This is a genomic window from Acinetobacter sp. BIGb0196 (assembly GCF_011759595.1).
Lineage (GTDB): Bacteria > Pseudomonadota > Gammaproteobacteria > Pseudomonadales > Moraxellaceae > Acinetobacter > Acinetobacter guillouiae.
Window position 1 is genome coordinate 1,326,996 of sequence record NZ_JAAOZA010000002.1, and the last position, 18,277, is coordinate 1,345,272.

Consider the following 18,277-nt stretch of genomic DNA (forward strand, 5'->3'; position numbering starts at 1 on the left):
ATTTTGTCATGATTTTTTCATCAATTTGAGATTAAAGCGAAATATTAAGCCTTTAAATTGATTGGATAAAAAAACTTAGAGGAAACCAACTTCAATGCCAAACTCAATTTCACGCCGTGAACTTATTCAAAAGTCATTAGCCAGTTTTGGGGCATTATCTATACCAGTGTCGTTGACTGCTTGTGGGAGTGATAACAACGACTCAACATCTCCTACTGCAAAAGTTGAATTTTTACATGGTGTTGCCAGTGGCGACCCATTAAAAGACCGTGTGATTTTGTGGACACGTATTACACCACAGGATACGTCTTTGCGTTTAGAAGTGGTTTGGGAAATTGCCACAGACGATAAATTTACGCAAGTGATCAATACTGGAAAAGTACAAACAGCATCAGCTCAGGATTTTACCGTTAAGGTCGATGCAGACAAGCTTAAGTCCGGGCAAACTTATTATTATCGTTTTAAATTTGGTTCGGTGATTTCGCCAGTAGGGCGTACCAAAACATTACCTGAAACCACCAGTTCGGTGCAGTTTGCGGTGTGTTCATGTTCAAACTATCCTGCTGGCTATTTTTATGTATATAAGGAAATGGCAAAACAAGAGGTCGATGCGATCATCCATTTGGGAGATTACATCTATGAATATGGTAAAGATGGATATGCCACAGAAGAGGCAGTAAAGTTGGGTCGTACCCTCGCTGCTGACAATGATAAAGAAATTATCAAGTTGGATGATTACCGTAAACGTTATGCGCTTTACCATACTGACAGCGATTTACAGGCTGCACATGCGCGTCATCCTTTTATCGTGATTTGGGACGACCATGAACTGGCAAATGATACATGGAAAGATGGTGCAGAAAACCATCAAGCCAATGAGGGTAATTTCTTAGACCGTAAATTGGCGGCTTTACAAGCTTATTTTGAATGGATGCCGATTCGTCCTGTATCTGCAACAGATCATTTGAATATTTATCGCCAATTTAACTTTGGTTCATTGGTACAATTGACCATGTTGGATACACGTATTTTGGCACGTGACAAGCAACTCGATTATGCCAATTATATGACGGCTTCTGGTTTAGATATCGCTAAGTTCCAGACAGATTTAACCAGTACTACCCGTACACTGATGGGTTATACCCAGCGTGAGTGGCTACAAAAGAAAATGGCACAATCTACAGCGACTTGGAATGTATTGGGTCAGCAAGTGTTGATGGCAAAAATGTTAATCCCTGCTGAATTGCTATTGTCTTTATCTGCAATTACCAGTGGAAATGTTACCGCCGAAACTTTGGCAAAAATGAATCAACAGATCATCGAGTTAGTTACTTTAAAAGTTCGTTTGAAAAGTGGTGATCCAACATTAACCGCTGCAGAAAAAGCCCGTGTAACCACAGTTGCACCCTATAATTTAGATGCTTGGGATGGTTACTATGCAGAACGTGAAATTTTATATGGCACACTTAAAACATTAAATAAGAAAGTTGTGGTGTTGGCGGGGGATACCCATAATGCATGGTCTGCTGACTTGCATACTCAAGCGGGTGATTTTGTTGGGGTGGAATTGGCAACCAGTTCGGTCTCGTCACCAGGGATGGAAAAGTATTTAAGTATTCCTTTGGCACAGTTACAACAATTTGAAATGGCCTTCACCACACTCATTGATGAATTGAATTACACCAATTTAAATCAGCGAGGGTACTTAAAAGTGAGCTTTACAGCACAACAGGTACAAGCGGATTGGGTCTTCGTAAATAGCATCAAGGAAAAAACCTATACGGTGGATACGGCTCGTGCCCATCAAGTGGTTTTAAATAACAATTTGGTTGATGTAAAGACTGTTCAGAAAAGTGCATAAATTTTCAAGCCTAAAAAGCCGAGTTTAGATCACTCGGCTTTTTTAATGCTATAGATGGATTACATCATACTGTCCATATAGGCATCTAAATCTTCATATTTATAGGTTTTACACATTTCATTTTCATATTTTAATAGTTCTAAATGTAATTCTAAAAAGGTGACTAAGCGCTTTTGATAAAATTGATATTTCTCAGAATCTTTGGCTAAGAATCGCATTTTGAATTTGGCTTTCTTGGCTTGTTTATAAGCCCATAAACAGCTTTTTCGAATCTGTTGTAATTGGTAATATTCAGTGTCTTTGGTGCTATCTCTAAATAAATTTTCTTTATAAAATTTAACAAAACCAAAGCTCATTGCAAAGAAAAATAACAGACCTTGCAGTAGGGTGCTTTCTATAAAATAAAGATTGAGGGCTTGCAGTACGATCAATACCGCAAGCTTAAGCGGAATATTATTGAGTTGTTGGTATAAATGAGTCGAACTGTGTTTTATTTGTTTGATAATGATCGGAACAATAATCATAAAAAATAACATAATCGCTAAAGCGGCAATGCCATTGGCTTGAAAGCTATCGAATTGAGGAAAATGATTTGCAATATACTGACCTAAACTAAAATAGATGCTGCAAAAAATCATAATCGACAAAATCCAAGGAATAAACTCCTTTGCTTCATCTAGAAGCCCTTTGGTTTTAATTTGACTATAAAATAGAAAGTTGCGCTTAAATGCTTGTGGGTATTGTTGTTGTAATTGATTTAAATAGAGGGAAACTTGCTTGTTTTGAATCATATAGGCTTCGCTTATCTAAATTTCACTTTGGATATTAACATAAAAAACAATATAAAATTTTAGGCATAAAAAAACCAGCTTATCGCTGGGTTCTTTATTGCACCATTTTAACAAGAATTAAAATGGTGCCCGAGGCCAGACTCGAACTGGCACGCTTTGTGGGCGGGGGATTTTAAATCCCCTGTGTCTACCGATTTCACCACTCGGGCTTTACAAGATTGGAGGCGGAGGTCGGAATCGAACCGGCGTACACGGAGTTGCAGTCCGCTGCATGACCACTCTGCCACCCCGCCATGTCTTGGTGATGCACATATTAGCAATCTTTGAAAAAAAAACAATACTATAATTCATGCATATGCACATAAATTCAGCATATGAAAGAAAATTGTCTAAATAATCATGTATTATTTGCAAAATTGATTCATATCTACTTTGGAGATGTGCCGTGGCATTGGTATTGGATGGTCGCGCATTAGCGAAACAAATTGAAGCAGACTTGTTGACTCGTGTTGAAGCTATAAAAGCAAAAACAGGTCGTACCCCAATTTTAGCGACTATTTTAGTGGGTGATGATGGTGCATCTGCGACGTATGTACGCATGAAAGGAAATGCTTGCCGTCGTGTTGGTATGGATTCTTTAAAAGTAGAGTTAGGTAAGGAAACCACAACTGAACAATTATTGGCTGAAATTGAAAAATTAAATGCCAATCCTGATGTTCACGGTATTTTGCTCCAACATCCTGTGCCTGAACAAATTGATGAACGTGCTTGCTTTGATGCCATTTCACTTGAAAAAGATGTAGATGGGGTAACTTGCTTAGGTTTTGGTCGTATGGCAATGGGTGAGGCTGCTTATGGTTCAGCAACACCTGCAGGTATCATGACAATTCTTCAAGAAAACAAGATTGAAATCGCTGGCAAGCATGCAGTTGTGGTAGGGCGTTCGGCTATTTTAGGTAAGCCGATGGCAATGATGCTACTTCAAGCCAATGCAACAGTGACAATCTGCCATTCTCGTACACAAAATCTTGCTGAATTGGTAAAACAGGCTGATATTGTTGTTGGTGCAGTCGGTAAAGCTGAATTAATCCAAAAAGACTGGATTAAGCAAGGTGCTGTTGTGGTTGATGCTGGATTCCATCCTCGTGACGGTGGTGGTGTGGGTGATATCCAATTGGTCGGTATTGAAGATGTCGCTTCAGCTTATACTCCAGTTCCAGGTGGTGTAGGTCCGATGACGATCACAACGTTGATTCGTCAAACTGTGGAAGCTGCTGAAAAAGCGTTAGTTTAAGTCCTGTTTTATTCTGAGCACAGTGAAAGCCATGCATTCACTGTGCTTAAATTCAGCCTACATTTACATAGCAATATTTATTTTTCAGTAAAAGTAGGCAATATTGTCATTAGTTTAATGGTCATGGCTTAACGCGTTTAAGATCTACTTTTAAGTAGCTGTATCTGAGACTTAACAAGAAGTATCTTCTCGAACCTTAGCACATGATGTTACTGTCTATCGAATATGAGGAAGAAGCTGTATTTCCTCAATATCAAAATAATAATTTTGGTCATATTTTGCATGAGCTGTACTTATCAATTTCCTAAAGCCCCACAACATTTACTTGATGCTTTGCATGAAGTGATTCCTCAATGTGAATTATTGGCACAGCAGTTGCCTGAAAGCCCAATTTCGTTATGGTTGATTCCACCTGTTTTTCCAACAGATCGTTTGGATGATGAGGTGATTCGCCGTATTTGGAATGATACACCGTATTGGATTTTTTGCTGGGCTTCAGGTTTAGCAATGGCACAATGGCTGATTGCAGAGCCACAGCATGTAAAAGATAAAGTGGTACTGGATTTTGGTGCGGGATCAGGTGTGGTTGCAATTGCAGCCAAAATGGCAGGTGCAAAACGTGTCATCTGTTGTGATATCGACCCAATAAGTTTGGATGCTTGTCGCGAAAATGCCTTGCTCAATGATGTCGAGCTTGAGTATCTAGATGATTTATATAAAGCCGAACAGGTTGATGTCTTATTGGCTGCAGATGTTTTATATGATCAATCTAACCGGTTCTTCTTGGATGAATTTTTAAAATTTGCACCAGAAGTATGGGTGGCGGATAGCCGAGTGAAAAACTTTAGCCATCCGAATTACCAAAAATTGGATGAACGAAGTGCAACCACTTGGCCTGATTTAGATGAAGCCAAAGAATTTAGAAATGTGAGTTTTTATAAGACGCTATGACAGCGTCTTATTTTATTCTGCGATACACATAGCTAAATCAAGAACAGGTATAACGTACCACATGTAAAGTGCTTGGACGGGTATCTAAGGCTTGGCGTGTTGCATAATCTTCACTGTTATTTAGACTTGGTGTGTTGGAAAGCCCAAAAGATGTACGGCTATGCCCAAGTTGAACGCCAGCCTGATCTTTTGCTGTTTGCGGATTGATTATTTCATTGGTACTTAATACAGAAATTTTATAGTTTTTGTTTGCACCCAACACTTTTTGACATGCGCGCTGTAATTTATCCGCATCCAAATCACGATCTGCACGACCTGAAAGGGTATACGCAAGTGTTGCACTATCTGCTGTTTGATTTTCAATTTGATAACCGGTTACGCCATTGTATTGACGAGGGGTTGTTTGACATGCAGATAAAGCTAAAACGATTAATCCTAAACCTGCATAAGTGATTTTTTTCATCTTTTAAAGTCCTAGCTTTTTGAATTATTTTTAGTATGCCATAGCTTTGCAATTTTCACGATAAGTGAATTGCGTAAATAAAACAGCTTTTTCATGTGAACAAAAAAGCTGTTTTAAATGAATTAGATTGCAAAGTTTACTTTGAATTAATCATCTGTAATCAGGCTATGTTTTTTCGTATCTTTCATAAACACATAGGTGATTAGAGATAAACCGATCATAAAGGTAATGTAATAGAAGAAATAGTTTTCATGCCCAGCATTTTTAAAGCTTAGTGCAACTAATTCAGCCGTACCACCAAATACAGTGTTGGCAAGTGCATAAGGTAAGGCAACACCTAAAGCGCGAATATGCGGTGGAAATAATTCAGCTTTTACAACCGCGTTAATGGCTGTATATCCAGTCACAATGACCATACCACTCATACATAAGAAGAAAGCTGTTTTAGGATCCGTTGTCGAGCCTAAACCATTGAAAATAGGAATGGTAAATAACACACCGAGTACACCAAAAGTGATCATAATTGGTTTACGGCCAATTTTGTCTGAAAGTGCACCGACTGCAGGTTGAATCAACATAAAAATAAAGATTGCGGCTGTGGTAATTTCAGTTGCGGTGGTTTTTTCAAAGCCCGAAGTGTTGACTAAGTATTTTTGTAAATAAGTCGTAAATGTATTGAAGGCTAAGGTACCGCCTGCAGTCAGCATAATGACTGTAAATGCTTGTTTAGGATACTTGGTGAATAAGGCCAAAGCACCAGATGTTTCACCGCCATTTTTAGCTTGTTGTTGCGCTTGTTTAGATGATTCTGTTTCAACCAGACCACGACGAATCCAGAACACAACAATTGCAAGTAATGCACCGATAAAGAAAGGAACACGCCATCCCCATGCATGTAAGGCATCTTCAGAAAGATTATGTTGCAAGATAATCAGCACACAGAGTGCAAGTAATTGACCTGAAATCAGGGTGACATATTGGAAACTTGAGAAAAATCCGCGGTGATTTTTACCTGCCATTTCAGTTAAGTAGGTGGCACTAGAGCCATACTCACCACCAACACTTAAACCTTGTAATAAGCGCGCAAATAAAAGCAGTGCAGGAGCAAACATTCCAACTGAATCATAAGATGGCGCACAAGCAATGATTAATGAGCCAACACACATCAATGAAACAGAAAGTGTTAAACCCGCTTTACGACCTTTACGGTCAGCATAAACGCCCATGATCCATGCGCCGATCGGACGCATTAAAAAGCCTAAAGCAAAAACTGCAGCAGCTTGGAGAAGTTTGACCGTTTCATTGCCTTCTGGAAAGAACACAGGGGCAAAATAGAGGGTAAATGCGGCATAAACATACCAATCATACCATTCGACTAAATTACCAGCTGAACCACCAAGTATAGATTTGAAACGAGTTTTTCTATCAAGTTGCGAAGTGGCAACTTGAGGAGATGAATTGGACAAGGCAATTCTCCAAAAGAATATGCAAAATACAGCCTGTTTAACTTTCATTTTGGATGAAAATCAAAGCAGAAAAATCAAACAGAGAGAATTTCAGTCAGTATGACGAGGGAGATACAAATAATTACAATGCTCGTTATACGCTTGAATGAAAGCAGACCTTATTAGACTTTGGTCTTAGCTGTGTAGAGGGTTTATTGTTGATCCAGAATGAGAAAGTCTAGAAATAAATGAATAATTTTTTTAAAACAGGCATTTAATTTGAAATATTTTATAAATTATAAGAATTTAGCTTAAAGTTAAAGCATATTTGCTTGCATCTAAATGTATGAAATGTACACAATTTGATAAGCTGAGTTGGGAGAATTTAAAAATTTAATCTAGTCGTAAGCTAAGCAGTCATGCTATTTATAGCAACTAGATGTTCATTTTTGAAAATAAAACAATAAGGTTTCACATCTATGGACTTGATGATTCGACAACAGCAAACATTAGCATTGGTTAAGGCTCGGGGCTATGTCAGTATTGATGAGATTGCACAGCATTTTGCAGTTACCCCACAAACTGTACGGCGGGATATCAATCAATTGGCAGATGCCGGACTATTACGTCGTTATCATGGCGGCGCTGCGGTAGGCTCAAGCGTCACCAATACCGCGTATAGCCAACGGATCAGCCATAATTTAGCGGCAAAACAGCGCATTGCAACAGCTGTTGCAAACGCAGTTCCAGACCATGCATCTTTGTTTATCAATATTGGTACAACAACCGAAGCTATTGCCCATGCTTTATTACAACATCGTGGTTTAAAAGTGATCACCAATAACTTAAATGTGGCGAAAATTTTAAGTATGAATGATGATTTTGAAGTACTGATTGCCAGCGGAAAAGTACGCCCCGATGGTGGTGTGATAGGACAAGCCACCTCTGAATTTTTTAAACAGTTTAAAGTTGATTATGCCCTGATTGGTATCAGTGGGATTGATGAAGATGGAACGATGCTCGATTTCGATTTTCAAGAAGTGTCTGTCTCGCAAGAAATTATTTTAGGTGCTCGGCAGGTATTTTTAGCCGCAGATGAGAGCAAGTTTGGTCGTCATGCAATGATGCGCTTAGGCCATCTTTCTGAAATAGATCGGCTTTTTACCAATAAAGTGCCCACTGAAAATTATTTAAAACAAATTCATGCAGCAGAAGTGGCTTTAACTGTGGTTTAAGCTAATTTTAAAACCCATAGTGAAAATATGATAAACGTGAAATTGATCATTTTTTGATAGACATCGATTAAAAAACTATCTATTATTTTCTTAAATGAAAACAAACGAAAATATATTTTCAAAAATGATTGTGAATATATGCAAATGATCAAAGGTGGTGGCGTTTATGACACAAATCAATGAGCAACAAACTTATTATGATATTGCTGTAATTGGTGGTGGAATAAATGGTGTTGGTATTGCCAATGATGCTGCTGGGCGCGGTTTATCTGTGTTCTTGTGTGAAAAAGATGATCTAGCTAGTCATACCTCATCTGCAAGCAGTAAGTTGATCCATGGTGGTCTACGTTATTTAGAACATAAAGAATTTCGTTTAGTGCGAGAAGCGTTGGCTGAGCGAGAAGTCTTACTGGCAAAAGCACCACATATCATTCGTCCTATGCGTTTTATCATGCCACATCAACCTCATTTGCGTCCTGCTTGGTTGATTCGTACGGGGCTGTTTTTATATGACCATTTGGGCAAAAGAGAGAAGCTTGCAGGTTCACATTTGGTTGAATTTGATCCTTATACTAGCCCACTAAAAACAGAGATCACTCGCGGATTTGAATACTCAGATTGTGCTGTAGATGATTCACGCTTAGTGATTTTAAATGCGATGCAAGCACGTGAAAAAAATGCCACTGTGGTTACGCAAACACGCTGTATTTCAGCACAACGTGAACATGGTTTATGGAATATCCAGTTTGAAAATGAGCAGGGCATTTATCAGATACAAGCGAAGGCTTTGGTCAATGCTGCGGGGCCTTGGGTTGCACAATTCATTAAGCAAGAGCTTCAGTTAAAATCGCAATATGGAATTCGCCTCATTCAAGGCAGTCATATTATTGTGCCGAAAATATATGACGGTGATAAAGCCTTTATTATGCAAAATGATGATCAACGTATTGTGTTTGCAATTCCTTATCTCAATCAATACACCATGATTGGCACAACTGACCGTGAATATTTAGCAGATCCGAATAATGTTGAAATTAGTCAGCAAGAGATTGATTATCTGCTTGATGTATCCAATGATCATTTTAAAGTGCAACTGACTCAAGCCGATATTATTCAGACATTCTCAGGGGTGCGCCCATTGTGTGATGATGAGTCTGATAATCCAGCCGCAATCACCCGTGACTATACTTTGGCTTTATCACAAGACCATGAGAATGATGCGCCCTTACTTTCTGTGTTTGGTGGGAAGTTAACCACCTATCGACGCTTGGCTGAGTCTGCCATGGAGCATTTGCAGAAATTTTTCCCTAACGCTGGGAAAGCTTGGACTGAAAAATCCTTACTGCCGGGTGCTGAGAATTTAGTTTCTGTTGATGGGTTGGTTTTAGAAATTCAAAATAAAATCAAAGGGCTTGATCATGAAACTTCAAGCCGTTGGGCACATGCCTATGGAACCTATACATGGAAATTTTTAAATCATTCGACATCTGTTCATGAACTTGGTCAAGACTTTGGCCATGGTTTATATGCCCAAGAGGTCGATTATTTGGTTGACCAAGAGTGGGCGGTCACCAGTCAGGATATTTTAAAGCGGCGTAGCAAGTTATATTTAAAATTTACTAAAGCTGAAATTCAAGCATTGGATGAATATTTGCTTGAATTGCATGAACGCCGCTTACAGAAAGATGTTGCCTAAGCAAAAGTGGAAATATATACCTTTGCACAAGGTACGTTATGACCAATCAAAGGTATATAAAACGCGTTGGGTTTCAGGTTGGTAATACATTAAAATCCAATCTGCCCCATGTGAACAATATTCCCAGCCAGCAACAGCTGCAATAAAATAATAACGCTTGCCATCACGGTCATAAATATGAACCTCTTGATCATCACGGTCTGCGTTGATGTAGCGTAAATCAAAATGTTCATCAATCGGATAAGTCCAGTTTCCACCGCCACATTCACCCCCTAATTGGTCAAGCAGGGTTGTTGCAGAATCATTTTGATATTCAATGCGTGATGTTGAAATGACTTTTCCAGTTTCAGCAAAGCGCTGTTTAAGCTGCACGTAATCTTCATACATTTCTTTATGATGGGTTTTTAGATCGGCCTCGCAATCAGGATTTTCTAAAGCAAAATATCTTTTGTTTGCTAACCATTCATATTGATTTTGTTGATTTAATTGCATAATAAACCAATTTTCATTGGCAAATGCATCAGAAAATTCTGTGGTATCACTTCCGATATAACCTTCATAAGGTTCAATCGGATTGAGCAAATGAATTTTTCCTTGCCATGCTGGATTGATTGCGGATAAATCAATTGAAACAAGTGGAAGTAAATGTTGAGCTAGAAATAGACTTGAAGGGGCGAAGACGACTTCGTGGTCAGGTAACAGGGTTAGATAAGGTTGAATTGTGGTAATGTTTTTAATTGCTGTCATTGCGCTTATTTTTAGATATTGAATGATTGCATTAAATCACAAAAAAGACCGAACGCGTCGGTCTTTTTGCTCGGCTTAATCAGTCAGCCATAAAGCGCCTAACTTTTCATCCCACTCACTTGGGGTGATGACCATACGACCTGCATTGGGGGTTAAGGTAATCTCACTAAAGAAAACATCATCTTGAGATAATAAGAAATCGATTCGACTATAACCATATTTGAAACAAAGATCTTCTGACAGTTGAAGCATTTTATTTAATTTTTGCGGTCGTGCTAAACAGCTTGGCGTATTACTTTTTAGATCAACGGTAAAGGGTTGCAGCACCCAAGATGTGTCATACATATTTGAATAATCCACGCCTTGGCTGTCTTGTACATCGACTTCAATATATCGAGGCTGACCTTCAAAACAATGAACACGGCATGTTGTAATGGTCAGCTTATTGTCTTGATCAACAAATAAATCAATATGTTGTTCGGCCAAAATTAAAGGAACAATGTCTTTGTAATGCCATTCCCGTTTTCTAAAATACATATTTTGTTTAAGGTGGTGATTGAGTTTGTGCTGCGCTTTTTTGATATCAAATTGCGCTTTATCATTACAGACAATTGCACTGCCACTGTCATGATTGCATTTTAAAACAAACTTGTTGGGAAGTTGATTAAAGTCAATTTCCTCAAAGCACTTATATACACCAATCAGTGGAACAAAATGGGAACAACAAATTTTATCTGCAAGCATTTCGCGGACAGCAAATTTATCCGCCAATTTCGTATGTAAGGGCGCTCTTTCATAGATCATTCTGGCGGTGACTTTTTCATTGAAACTTTTAGGCTGATCAAAGTTCGGGGTATAACCCAATTTAGCAATAAATCTTTTGGTGAGATAACGTCTATCTGAGACAAATTTGGCTCTAATAACTTTTGCCGAATAAATAATATTTTCTAACATGATTAAAAAAAATCAGTAAAATAAAGTAATGTTTGAATTATAGAGAAAATATGAATTTTGTACATGGAAACAGTAATCATTTGTATTTTTATTACATAATTGTAATAAATTCTTAAATGATAAAGTGAACTGGTTCACATTAAGCAAAAAAGACCGCTATGTAGCGGTCTTTTTGTATGACTTAATTTTAGCGATTAAGCAGATTTTTTAACAGCTTCTAAAAGCTCATTTTGACGAGTTTTAAGTGCAGCTGGTAAGCGCTCACCAAGTTTATCAAATAACTCAGTGTGGCTCTCAATCTCTTTGATCCATTGATCTTTGTTTTGAGAAGTCACAAGATTAAATTGATCTTTAGTGAAGTCAGAACCTGTCCAGTTCAATTGCTCATAAGTTGGAACAAAACCAATCGGTGTTTCCACTGCTTCAGCACGACCTTCACAACGGTCAATGATCCACTCAAGCACACGCATGTTTTGACCAAAACCAGGCCATACAAAGTTGCCTTCAGCATCGCGACGGAACCAGTTTACGTTATAAATGCCAGGAAGTTTATTGCCTGCAGCTTTCGCTTTAGCACCAACTTCTTCACCCATTTCTAACCAATGAGAGAAATAGTCAGCCATGTTATAGCCAGCAAATGGAAGCATTGCAAATGGGTCACGGCGTACAACACCTTGTTGACCTACTGCAGCTGCAGTTGTTTCAGAACCCATTGTTGCTGCTTTATAAACACCATCAACCCAGTCAAAAGCTTCTGAGATTAAAGGTACTGTATCTGCACGACGACCACCGAAGATGAACGCAGAAATTGGTACGCCAGCTGGATTTTCCCAGTCAGCATCAATAGAAGGGCATTGACCCGCTGCAACAGTGAAACGCGCATTTGGATGTGCTGCTTTTTCACCAGCAACATGCGGTTGGCCTTTCCAGTTGGTCAAGTTAGTAGGTGCTTCTTTAGTTAAGCCTTCCCACCATACGTCACCATCATCTGTTACCGCAACGTTTGTATAGATGACATCTTTATGAAGTGTCGCCATACAGTTTGGATTTGTTTTGATGTTTGTACCAGGTGCGACACCAAAGAAACCAGCTTCAGGGTTGATTGCATATAAGCGACCATCTTCACCTGGTTTGATCCAAGCAATATCGTCACCTACAGTTTCAATTTTCCAACCTTCATAACCTGCAGGTGGAATCAACATCGCAAAGTTGGTTTTACCACATGCAGATGGGAATGCCGCTGCAATATAGTGTTTCTCACCTTGTGGATTGGTCACGCCAAGGATCAACATGTGTTCAGCTAACCAGCCTTGTTGACGACCCATAGATGATGCAATACGTAAAGCAAGGCATTTTTTACCCAATAATGCGTTACCGCCGTATCCTGAACCGTAAGACCAGATCTCACGAGTTTCTGGATAATGCACGATATATTTTTCTGGGTTACAAGGCCATGCAACATCTTTTTGACCTTCAGCCAGCGGAGCGCCAACAGTATGTACGCAAGGAACATAGTCGCCATCAGTGCCTAGTACGTCATAAACAGCTTTACCCATACGAGCCATTTTACGCATACTTACAGCAACATAAGGAGAATCTGTAATTTCGATACCGATGTGAGCAATGTGAGAACCTAATGGACCCATAGAGAATGGAACCACGTACATGGTACGTCCTTGCATTGCGCCATCAAACAAACCGTTAAGGCGAGTACGCATCTCAGCAGGAGCTTCCCAGTTGTTTGTCGCACCAGCATCTTCTTGTTTTTCAGAACAGATGTATGTACGACCTTCAACACGCGCTACGTCAGACGGATCAGAATTCGCTAAATAAGAACCAGGATGTTTTTCTTGGTTCAACGCTTGCATAGTGCCGTTAGCGATCATCAAGTCGATGTAACGTTGATTCTCTTCTTCGCTTCCGTCACACCATTCAATTTTTGCAGGTTTAGTTAATTTAGCAATTTCTTCAACCCATGCAATGAGCTTGGGATGACGAACGAATTCTGGTGCGTTCACTTGGGTCATGGTGAGGCCTATCTAAAATATGTACAATTTTGTGTACAAATAATAATCTGAATGAAGGGATACTACATTCAAATTTAAGTATGAAAAAAAGTGGTGGTATTAAAACATATATTCATAAAAAAAATAAGACTAAAGGCTTAAAAGATACCAATGCTCGAATTTTCACTAAGTGTTTGATTTGTATTATCTAACATGGATTATTGTTTGATTTTTATTGGTATTTTTAAATGGAATATAGGGTATTTTAATTGTAAATAATAATAGTTTACAATAAGTTGAAATTATAAGATTTACTAAATTAATTATTGATTTAATAAATGGGCATAATTCGAATTTTACATAAAGGTGCTTTTATTTGTTTAGAAAATCGACGAAATTAGTGCAAATACTTCAAAATAATCAAGCTTATGGACACAGAACTCAAGCCGCTTTCAATGATTTACAATGAAAAGTCAGGTTTTCATGCCAATCAGAAAGATGATATTTATGAAAAACTCATGACCATCTGGACCTCACATGGTTTTGAAATTCAAGTTTTTGATATTGGTTCAGAGCCTGATATAAAAACCCTGATGCAAAAAATCTTTCAACGTCATGCACAATACTTAGATTGTGGTGTCATTGTCGCTGCTGGTGGTGATGGTACGTTGAATGCAGTCGCCTCGCAAATGTTAAAGCAAAAAATTCCTATGGGAATACTACCTTTGGGTACTTTTAATTATGTGGCGCGTGTTCTACATATCCCCTTGAATATTTTAGAAGCAGCCAATGTGATTGCCACAGGGGAGCCGCGTGCATCACATGTGGCCTGTATCAACGATCAAATTTATTTAAATAATGCCAGTTTAGGTTTATATCCTTTGTTTATTAAAAAACGCGAAGAATATAATCGTCGGTTTGGACGCTTTCCTTTAAATGCGTATACGTCTGGTTTGGATGTACTGATTCGTGATCGTAAAGAACTCAAATTAGAGATCGAAGTAGATGGGCAAAAGTATCCTGTAAAAACACCACTGATTTTTTTTGGTAATAATCAACTGCAATTAAAAGAATTGAATTTAAAAATTTCGAAATGTGCAGAGGTGGGGGAAATTGCCGGTGTAGTGATCGCCAAAGGGGATAAAGCCACTTTATTTAAAACCTTGTTTCAAACCATTCGTGGAAAATTGGAAAACGCTTCCGATGTGTATAGTTTTGGTGCACAAAAAGTCATTGTCTATTCAAAAAAGCCTAAACTGACCGTTGCTGTCGATGGAGAAATTGTTTCAATGACGACCCCATTAACCTTACACGTAGAAAAAAATGCTTTAAAAATTATGGTGCCGCATGTTATTGCATCTGTCTGATCTACATTTTGGTACTGAGCGTCCAGAGTGTATGCGGGCGATTCAAAAGTTTTGTGCTGTGCATAAACCAGAAGTGGTTGTGGTGAGCGGTGATTTAACTCAACGTGCTAAATTTAAAGAATTCTATGCATGTAAACAGTTTTTAGAATCACTAAACATCCCTTATTTTGTGGTGCCTGGCAACCATGATATTCCTTTGTATCATGTCTGGAATCGTGCCTTTAGACCATTTGGCTTATATCAACTGTTCTTTGGCAGTTTAGAACATAGCTTATTTACAGAGCATTTTTATTTAATTGGCATGAACAGTATTCGTCGCCGTTATCATACACGCGGACATATTTCATTTGAGCAAATTCAAAATGTAAATCAGTTGTTGGCCAATGCACCGAAAAATAAATTAAAAATAATCGTTAGTCATCAACCTTTTTATACCTCTAATGAAGACCATCACTTAAAAGATTGTCCAGCTTTAGGGCAGTTTGCCATTAAAGAATGGGGACAACATCAACTGTATGCTTTATTGCATGGTCATTTACATTTAGTTGCGGTCTATGATCTGAATCAAGCCTTTGCGCTAAATTTAATGCAACCAGTTTATGAGGTTCATGCGGGTACAGCAGTTTCTCGACGTTTGCATAAAAATATACCCAATAGCTTTAATGTGATTCATCAAGATGGTGGCTTTGAACATTATTTTTTTGATGAACAATTACAGGAATTTATTGCCAAAACTGCGATAAAAAATTCTGAATTAGACATGATTTGATACAAAAGAAGAAAAAACATACAAATTAAATAAATTTTTTTTCGTTTTCCCCTTGAAGCGTTTATTTCCATCCCCACAAATGTGACATACAAATATTTTGTCGATGACCTAGGAATAAGAAGTCATCTTCGCTGAGTAATCAATGACATTTTAAATGTCTATGGAGTTAGAAATGAGCAAGATTCGTCCTTTACATGACAACGTTGTGATCCGCCGTGTTGAAAAAGAAACTAAAACAGCAGGTGGTTTGATTTTAAGTACTTCTGCAGCTGAACAACCTGCTCAAGGTGAAATTCTTGCTGTAGGTAATGGCAAAATCACTGATAACGGTGTACGCGCTTTAGACGTTAAAGTTGGCGATAACGTACTGTTTGGTGCTTATGCAGGTACTAAAGTTAAAGTTGATGGTGAAGAACTTCTTGTGATGAAAGAATCTGACATTTTAGCGGTATTGGAAGGTTAATCTTCTGCTGTTGAGATGGGTTTTCATCCAAAAATATTGGTCAAAATTTAAAATTTATAAAGATATCTGGAGTTTAGTATGTCAGCTAAAGACGTAAAATTTGGTGATTCAGCGCGTTCAAAAATGATCGCGGGTGTAAACGTACTTGCAGATGCAGTAAAAGTAACTTTAGGCCCTAAAGGTCGTAACGTTGTTATTGATCGTTCTTTCGGTGCACCACACATCACTAAAGATGGTGTAACTGTTGCTAAAGAAATTTCTTTAAAAGACAAATTCGAAAACATGGGTGCACAATTGGTTCGTGAAGTTTCTTCAAAAACCAATGATATCGCAGGTGACGGTACAACAACTGCAACTGTACTTGCTCAAGCGATTTTAAATGAAGGGATCAAATCAGTCACTGCGGGTATGAACCCAATGGATTTGAAACGTGGTATCGACCTTGCGGTTAGAGCTGTTGTTGAAAATATCAAAGCAACTGCTAAACCAGCTTCTGATACCAAAGCAATTGAACAAGTCGGTTCGATTTCTGCAAACTCTGATGAAACTGTAGGTAAGTTGATTGCGCAAGCAATGGAACGCGTTGGTAAAGAAGGCGTGATTACTGTTGAAGAAGGTTCAGGCTTTGAAGATGCGCTTGATGTTGTAGAAGGTATGCAGTTTGATCGTGGTTATATCAGCCCGTACTTTGCAAACAAACAAGATACTTTGACTGCTGAACTTGAAAATCCATTCATTCTTCTTGTTGATAAGAAAATTGGTAATATCCGTGAATTGATTACAGTTTTAGAAGCTGTTGCAAAAACAGGTAAACCATTACTCATCATCGCTGAAGATGTTGAAGGTGAAGCTCTTGCAACACTGGTTGTAAACAACATGCGCGGTATCATCAAAGTATGTGCGGTTAAAGCACCTGGTTTTGGTGATCGTCGTAAAGCAATGCTTCAAGATATCGCGATCTTGACAGGTGCTACTGTGATTTCTGAAGAAGTGGGCATGTCTTTAGAACAAGCAACGCTTCAAGATTTAGGTACTGCACATAAAATCACGATTTCTAAAGAAAATACTGTGATTGTTGATGGTGCTGGTGATGCAAATCAAATTGCTGAACGTGTAACTCAAATTCGTGCTCAAATCGAAGAATCAACATCTGAATACGATAAAGAAAAACTTCAAGAGCGCGTAGCTAAACTCGCTGGCGGTGTTGCTGTAATCAAAATTGGTGCTGCAACTGAAGTTGAAATGAAAGAGAAGAAAGACCGTGTAGATGATGCGCTTCATGCAACGCGTGCTGCGGTTGAAGAAGGTGTTGTTGCAGGTGGTGGTGTTGCGTTGGTACGTGCAGCTAAAGTACTTGACGGTCTTGTTGGTGCAAATGATGACCAAACTGTAGGTGTGAACATCCTTCGTCGTGCGATCGAAGCGCCACTTCGTCAAATCGTATCTAACGCTGGCGATGAGCCATCAGTTGTGATCAATGCAGTGAAGAGCGGTGAAGGTAACTTTGGTTACAATGCTGCAACTTCACAATATGGCGATATGTTAGAAATGGGTATCCTTGACCCTGCTAAAGTAACGCGTTCTGCACTTGAGCATGCTGCATCTGTTGCTGGTTTGATGTTAACGACTGAATGTATGATCACTGATATCCCAGAAGACAAACCTGCTATGCCTGATATGGGCGGCATGGGTGGTATGGGCGGAATGATGTAATATCGTTTCGAACTAGATCAAAAAAATCCTCGCTTTATGCGAGGATTTTTTTATTTAATTTGTCTGATCTTTAAAAAGTCTTTTCTAGTTTTCCTATAACGTGATACGTGATACCGAAATTGTACGCCTATTTCTGAAATTTAATCCCTTATCTTGCACTTTTTACAAAGCAGTGCTTTGCAAATACGTTCAGGGTACGTCTTTAGAAAGAAGATGAGGATGGAGAAGAAGACGAAGAAGAAGAGTCTTAATCCCTTATCTTATGCTGATAAAAACCGATACTTTTTATAAGCTCAGGCAAAGTCTATGGATATGGTGGTACGGTTTTATGGTAATCCGTCCAGAGTCTTAATCCCTTATCTTGCACTATTTACAAAGCAGTGCTTTGCAAATATGTTCAGGCTATGTCTTTAGACATTGACGACCTCCGCACCGCCATTGCAAAACACTCTTAATCCCTTATCTTACGCTTATAAAAAGTGATACTTTTTATGAAGCTCAGGCTATGTCTTTAGACATGGC

15 protein-coding genes and 2 tRNA genes are annotated in these 18,277 nt (G+C 38.6%); 9 read left to right on the forward strand and 8 right to left on the reverse strand.

Annotation, left to right across the window (positions count from 1 at the left end; all coding sequences use genetic code 11):
* The first annotated feature begins 94 nt into the window (after positions 1–94).
* Positions 95–1,861, forward strand: a complete 1,767-nt coding sequence (locus tag FHR28_RS18945) for an alkaline phosphatase D family protein (RefSeq protein ID WP_166783277.1) — start codon at positions 95–97, stop codon at positions 1,859–1,861.
* A 59-nt stretch (positions 1,862–1,920) separates the two neighbouring features.
* On the opposite strand, the gene FHR28_RS18950 is transcribed toward FHR28_RS18945, so the two are convergent.
* The 3 genes from FHR28_RS18950 to FHR28_RS18960 all read right to left on the reverse strand — a co-directional run bounded on the left by FHR28_RS18950 (position 1,921) and on the right by FHR28_RS18960 (position 2,945).
* Positions 1,921–2,652, reverse strand: coding sequence for a hypothetical protein (locus FHR28_RS18950; RefSeq protein WP_004722467.1), 732 nt, complete (start codon positions 2,650–2,652; stop codon positions 1,921–1,923).
* Positions 2,653–2,775: 123 nt separating this feature from the next.
* Positions 2,776–2,861, reverse strand: a tRNA-Leu gene (locus tag FHR28_RS18955).
* Positions 2,862–2,871: 10 nt separating this feature from the next.
* Positions 2,872–2,945: transfer RNA gene (locus FHR28_RS18960), tRNA-Cys, on the reverse strand.
* Between the two features lie 152 nt (positions 2,946–3,097).
* On the opposite strand from FHR28_RS18960, the gene folD reads away from it, so the two are divergent.
* Both folD and FHR28_RS18970 read left to right on the forward strand, forming a co-directional pair.
* The gene (folD, locus tag FHR28_RS18965; RefSeq protein WP_004722464.1) at positions 3,098–3,946 is read left to right on the forward strand and encodes a bifunctional methylenetetrahydrofolate dehydrogenase/methenyltetrahydrofolate cyclohydrolase FolD; all 849 of its coding nucleotides are present in this window, start codon (positions 3,098–3,100) and stop codon (positions 3,944–3,946) included.
* Positions 3,947–4,228: 282 nt separating this feature from the next.
* Positions 4,229–4,897 (forward strand): class I SAM-dependent methyltransferase, encoded by a 669-nt coding sequence (locus FHR28_RS18970; RefSeq protein ID WP_004819654.1) that lies wholly within the window; start codon positions 4,229–4,231, stop codon positions 4,895–4,897.
* Positions 4,898–4,934: 37 nt separating this feature from the next.
* Here the strand turns inward: FHR28_RS18970 and FHR28_RS18975 are convergent, their stop codons facing one another.
* Complete coding sequence (locus FHR28_RS18975) at positions 4,935–5,360, reverse strand: hypothetical protein (protein WP_004722461.1); 426 nt, start codon at positions 5,358–5,360, stop codon at positions 4,935–4,937.
* 146 nt (positions 5,361–5,506) lie between these two features.
* Positions 5,507–6,826, reverse strand: a complete 1,320-nt coding sequence (locus FHR28_RS18980) for an MFS transporter (RefSeq protein ID WP_034617278.1) — start codon at positions 6,824–6,826, stop codon at positions 5,507–5,509.
* Positions 6,827–7,284: 458 nt separating this feature from the next.
* On the opposite strand from FHR28_RS18980, the gene FHR28_RS18985 reads away from it, so the two are divergent.
* Positions 7,285–8,040: a DeoR/GlpR family DNA-binding transcription regulator gene (locus FHR28_RS18985; RefSeq protein WP_166783278.1), complete on the forward strand. Its 756-nt coding sequence runs from the start codon at positions 7,285–7,287 to the stop codon at positions 8,038–8,040.
* A 166-nt stretch (positions 8,041–8,206) separates the two neighbouring features.
* Positions 8,207–9,736, forward strand: a complete 1,530-nt coding sequence (gene glpD / locus FHR28_RS18990) for a glycerol-3-phosphate dehydrogenase (RefSeq protein ID WP_166783279.1) — start codon at positions 8,207–8,209, stop codon at positions 9,734–9,736.
* Positions 9,737–9,772: 36 nt separating this feature from the next.
* On the opposite strand, the gene FHR28_RS18995 is transcribed toward glpD, so the two are convergent.
* From FHR28_RS18995 to FHR28_RS19005, 3 genes are all read right to left on the reverse strand, one after another.
* Positions 9,773–10,483 carry a hypothetical protein gene (locus FHR28_RS18995; protein ID WP_166783280.1) on the reverse strand — a complete coding sequence of 237 codons (711 nt, stop codon included), beginning with the start codon at positions 10,481–10,483 and terminating at the stop codon, positions 9,773–9,775.
* 75 nt (positions 10,484–10,558) lie between these two features.
* Positions 10,559–11,437, reverse strand: coding sequence for an ATP-grasp fold amidoligase family protein (locus FHR28_RS19000; protein WP_004722451.1), 879 nt, complete (start codon positions 11,435–11,437; stop codon positions 10,559–10,561).
* Positions 11,438–11,631: 194 nt separating this feature from the next.
* Complete coding sequence (locus tag FHR28_RS19005; protein WP_151956172.1) at positions 11,632–13,464, reverse strand: phosphoenolpyruvate carboxykinase (GTP); 1,833 nt, start codon at positions 13,462–13,464, stop codon at positions 11,632–11,634.
* Between the two features lie 407 nt (positions 13,465–13,871).
* Between FHR28_RS19005 and FHR28_RS19010 the strand changes: the two genes are divergently transcribed.
* The 4 genes from FHR28_RS19010 to groL all read left to right on the forward strand — a co-directional run bounded on the left by FHR28_RS19010 (position 13,872) and on the right by groL (position 17,755).
* Positions 13,872–14,810: a diacylglycerol/lipid kinase family protein gene (locus FHR28_RS19010; RefSeq protein ID WP_004722448.1), complete on the forward strand. Its 939-nt coding sequence runs from the start codon at positions 13,872–13,874 to the stop codon at positions 14,808–14,810.
* On the forward strand, positions 14,791–15,579 hold the full coding sequence (locus tag FHR28_RS19015; protein ID WP_166783281.1) for a metallophosphoesterase family protein: 789 nt from the start codon (positions 14,791–14,793) through the stop codon (positions 15,577–15,579). The genes FHR28_RS19010 and FHR28_RS19015 overlap by 20 nt, the downstream gene beginning before the upstream one ends.
* Positions 15,580–15,751: 172 nt before the next feature.
* Positions 15,752–16,042 carry a co-chaperone GroES gene (locus tag FHR28_RS19020; protein WP_004722444.1) on the forward strand — a complete coding sequence of 97 codons (291 nt, stop codon included), beginning with the start codon at positions 15,752–15,754 and terminating at the stop codon, positions 16,040–16,042.
* Positions 16,043–16,120: 78 nt separating this feature from the next.
* Entirely contained in the window at positions 16,121–17,755 is a 1,635-nt protein-coding gene (groL, locus tag FHR28_RS19025; protein WP_004819670.1) for a chaperonin GroEL, read from the forward strand.
* Positions 17,756–18,277: the final 522 nt, after the last annotated feature.

Excerpts from the sequence above, each read along its gene's own strand:
- FHR28_RS18945 (WP_166783277.1), top strand. The coding sequence starts at position 95 with ATGCCAAACTCAATTTCACGCCGTGAACTTATTCAAAAGTCATTAGCC.
- FHR28_RS18950 (WP_004722467.1), bottom strand. The coding sequence starts at position 2,652 with ATGATTCAAAACAAGCAAGTTTCCCTCTATTTAAATCAATTACAACAA.
- FHR28_RS18970 (WP_004819654.1), top strand. The coding sequence starts at position 4,229 with ATGAGCTGTACTTATCAATTTCCTAAAGCCCCACAACATTTACTTGAT.
- FHR28_RS18975 (WP_004722461.1), bottom strand. The coding sequence starts at position 5,360 with ATGAAAAAAATCACTTATGCAGGTTTAGGATTAATCGTTTTAGCTTTA.
- FHR28_RS18985 (WP_166783278.1), top strand. The coding sequence starts at position 7,285 with ATGGACTTGATGATTCGACAACAGCAAACATTAGCATTGGTTAAGGCT.
- glpD (WP_166783279.1), top strand. The coding sequence starts at position 8,207 with ATGACACAAATCAATGAGCAACAAACTTATTATGATATTGCTGTAATT.
- FHR28_RS18995 (WP_166783280.1), bottom strand. The coding sequence starts at position 10,483 with ATGACAGCAATTAAAAACATTACCACAATTCAACCTTATCTAACCCTG.
- FHR28_RS19000 (WP_004722451.1), bottom strand. The coding sequence starts at position 11,437 with ATGTTAGAAAATATTATTTATTCGGCAAAAGTTATTAGAGCCAAATTT.
- FHR28_RS19005 (WP_151956172.1), bottom strand. The coding sequence starts at position 13,464 with ATGACCCAAGTGAACGCACCAGAATTCGTTCGTCATCCCAAGCTCATT.
- FHR28_RS19010 (WP_004722448.1), top strand. The coding sequence starts at position 13,872 with ATGGACACAGAACTCAAGCCGCTTTCAATGATTTACAATGAAAAGTCA.
- FHR28_RS19015 (WP_166783281.1), top strand. The coding sequence starts at position 14,791 with ATGTTATTGCATCTGTCTGATCTACATTTTGGTACTGAGCGTCCAGAG.
- FHR28_RS19020 (WP_004722444.1), top strand. The coding sequence starts at position 15,752 with ATGAGCAAGATTCGTCCTTTACATGACAACGTTGTGATCCGCCGTGTT.
- groL (WP_004819670.1), top strand. The coding sequence starts at position 16,121 with ATGTCAGCTAAAGACGTAAAATTTGGTGATTCAGCGCGTTCAAAAATG.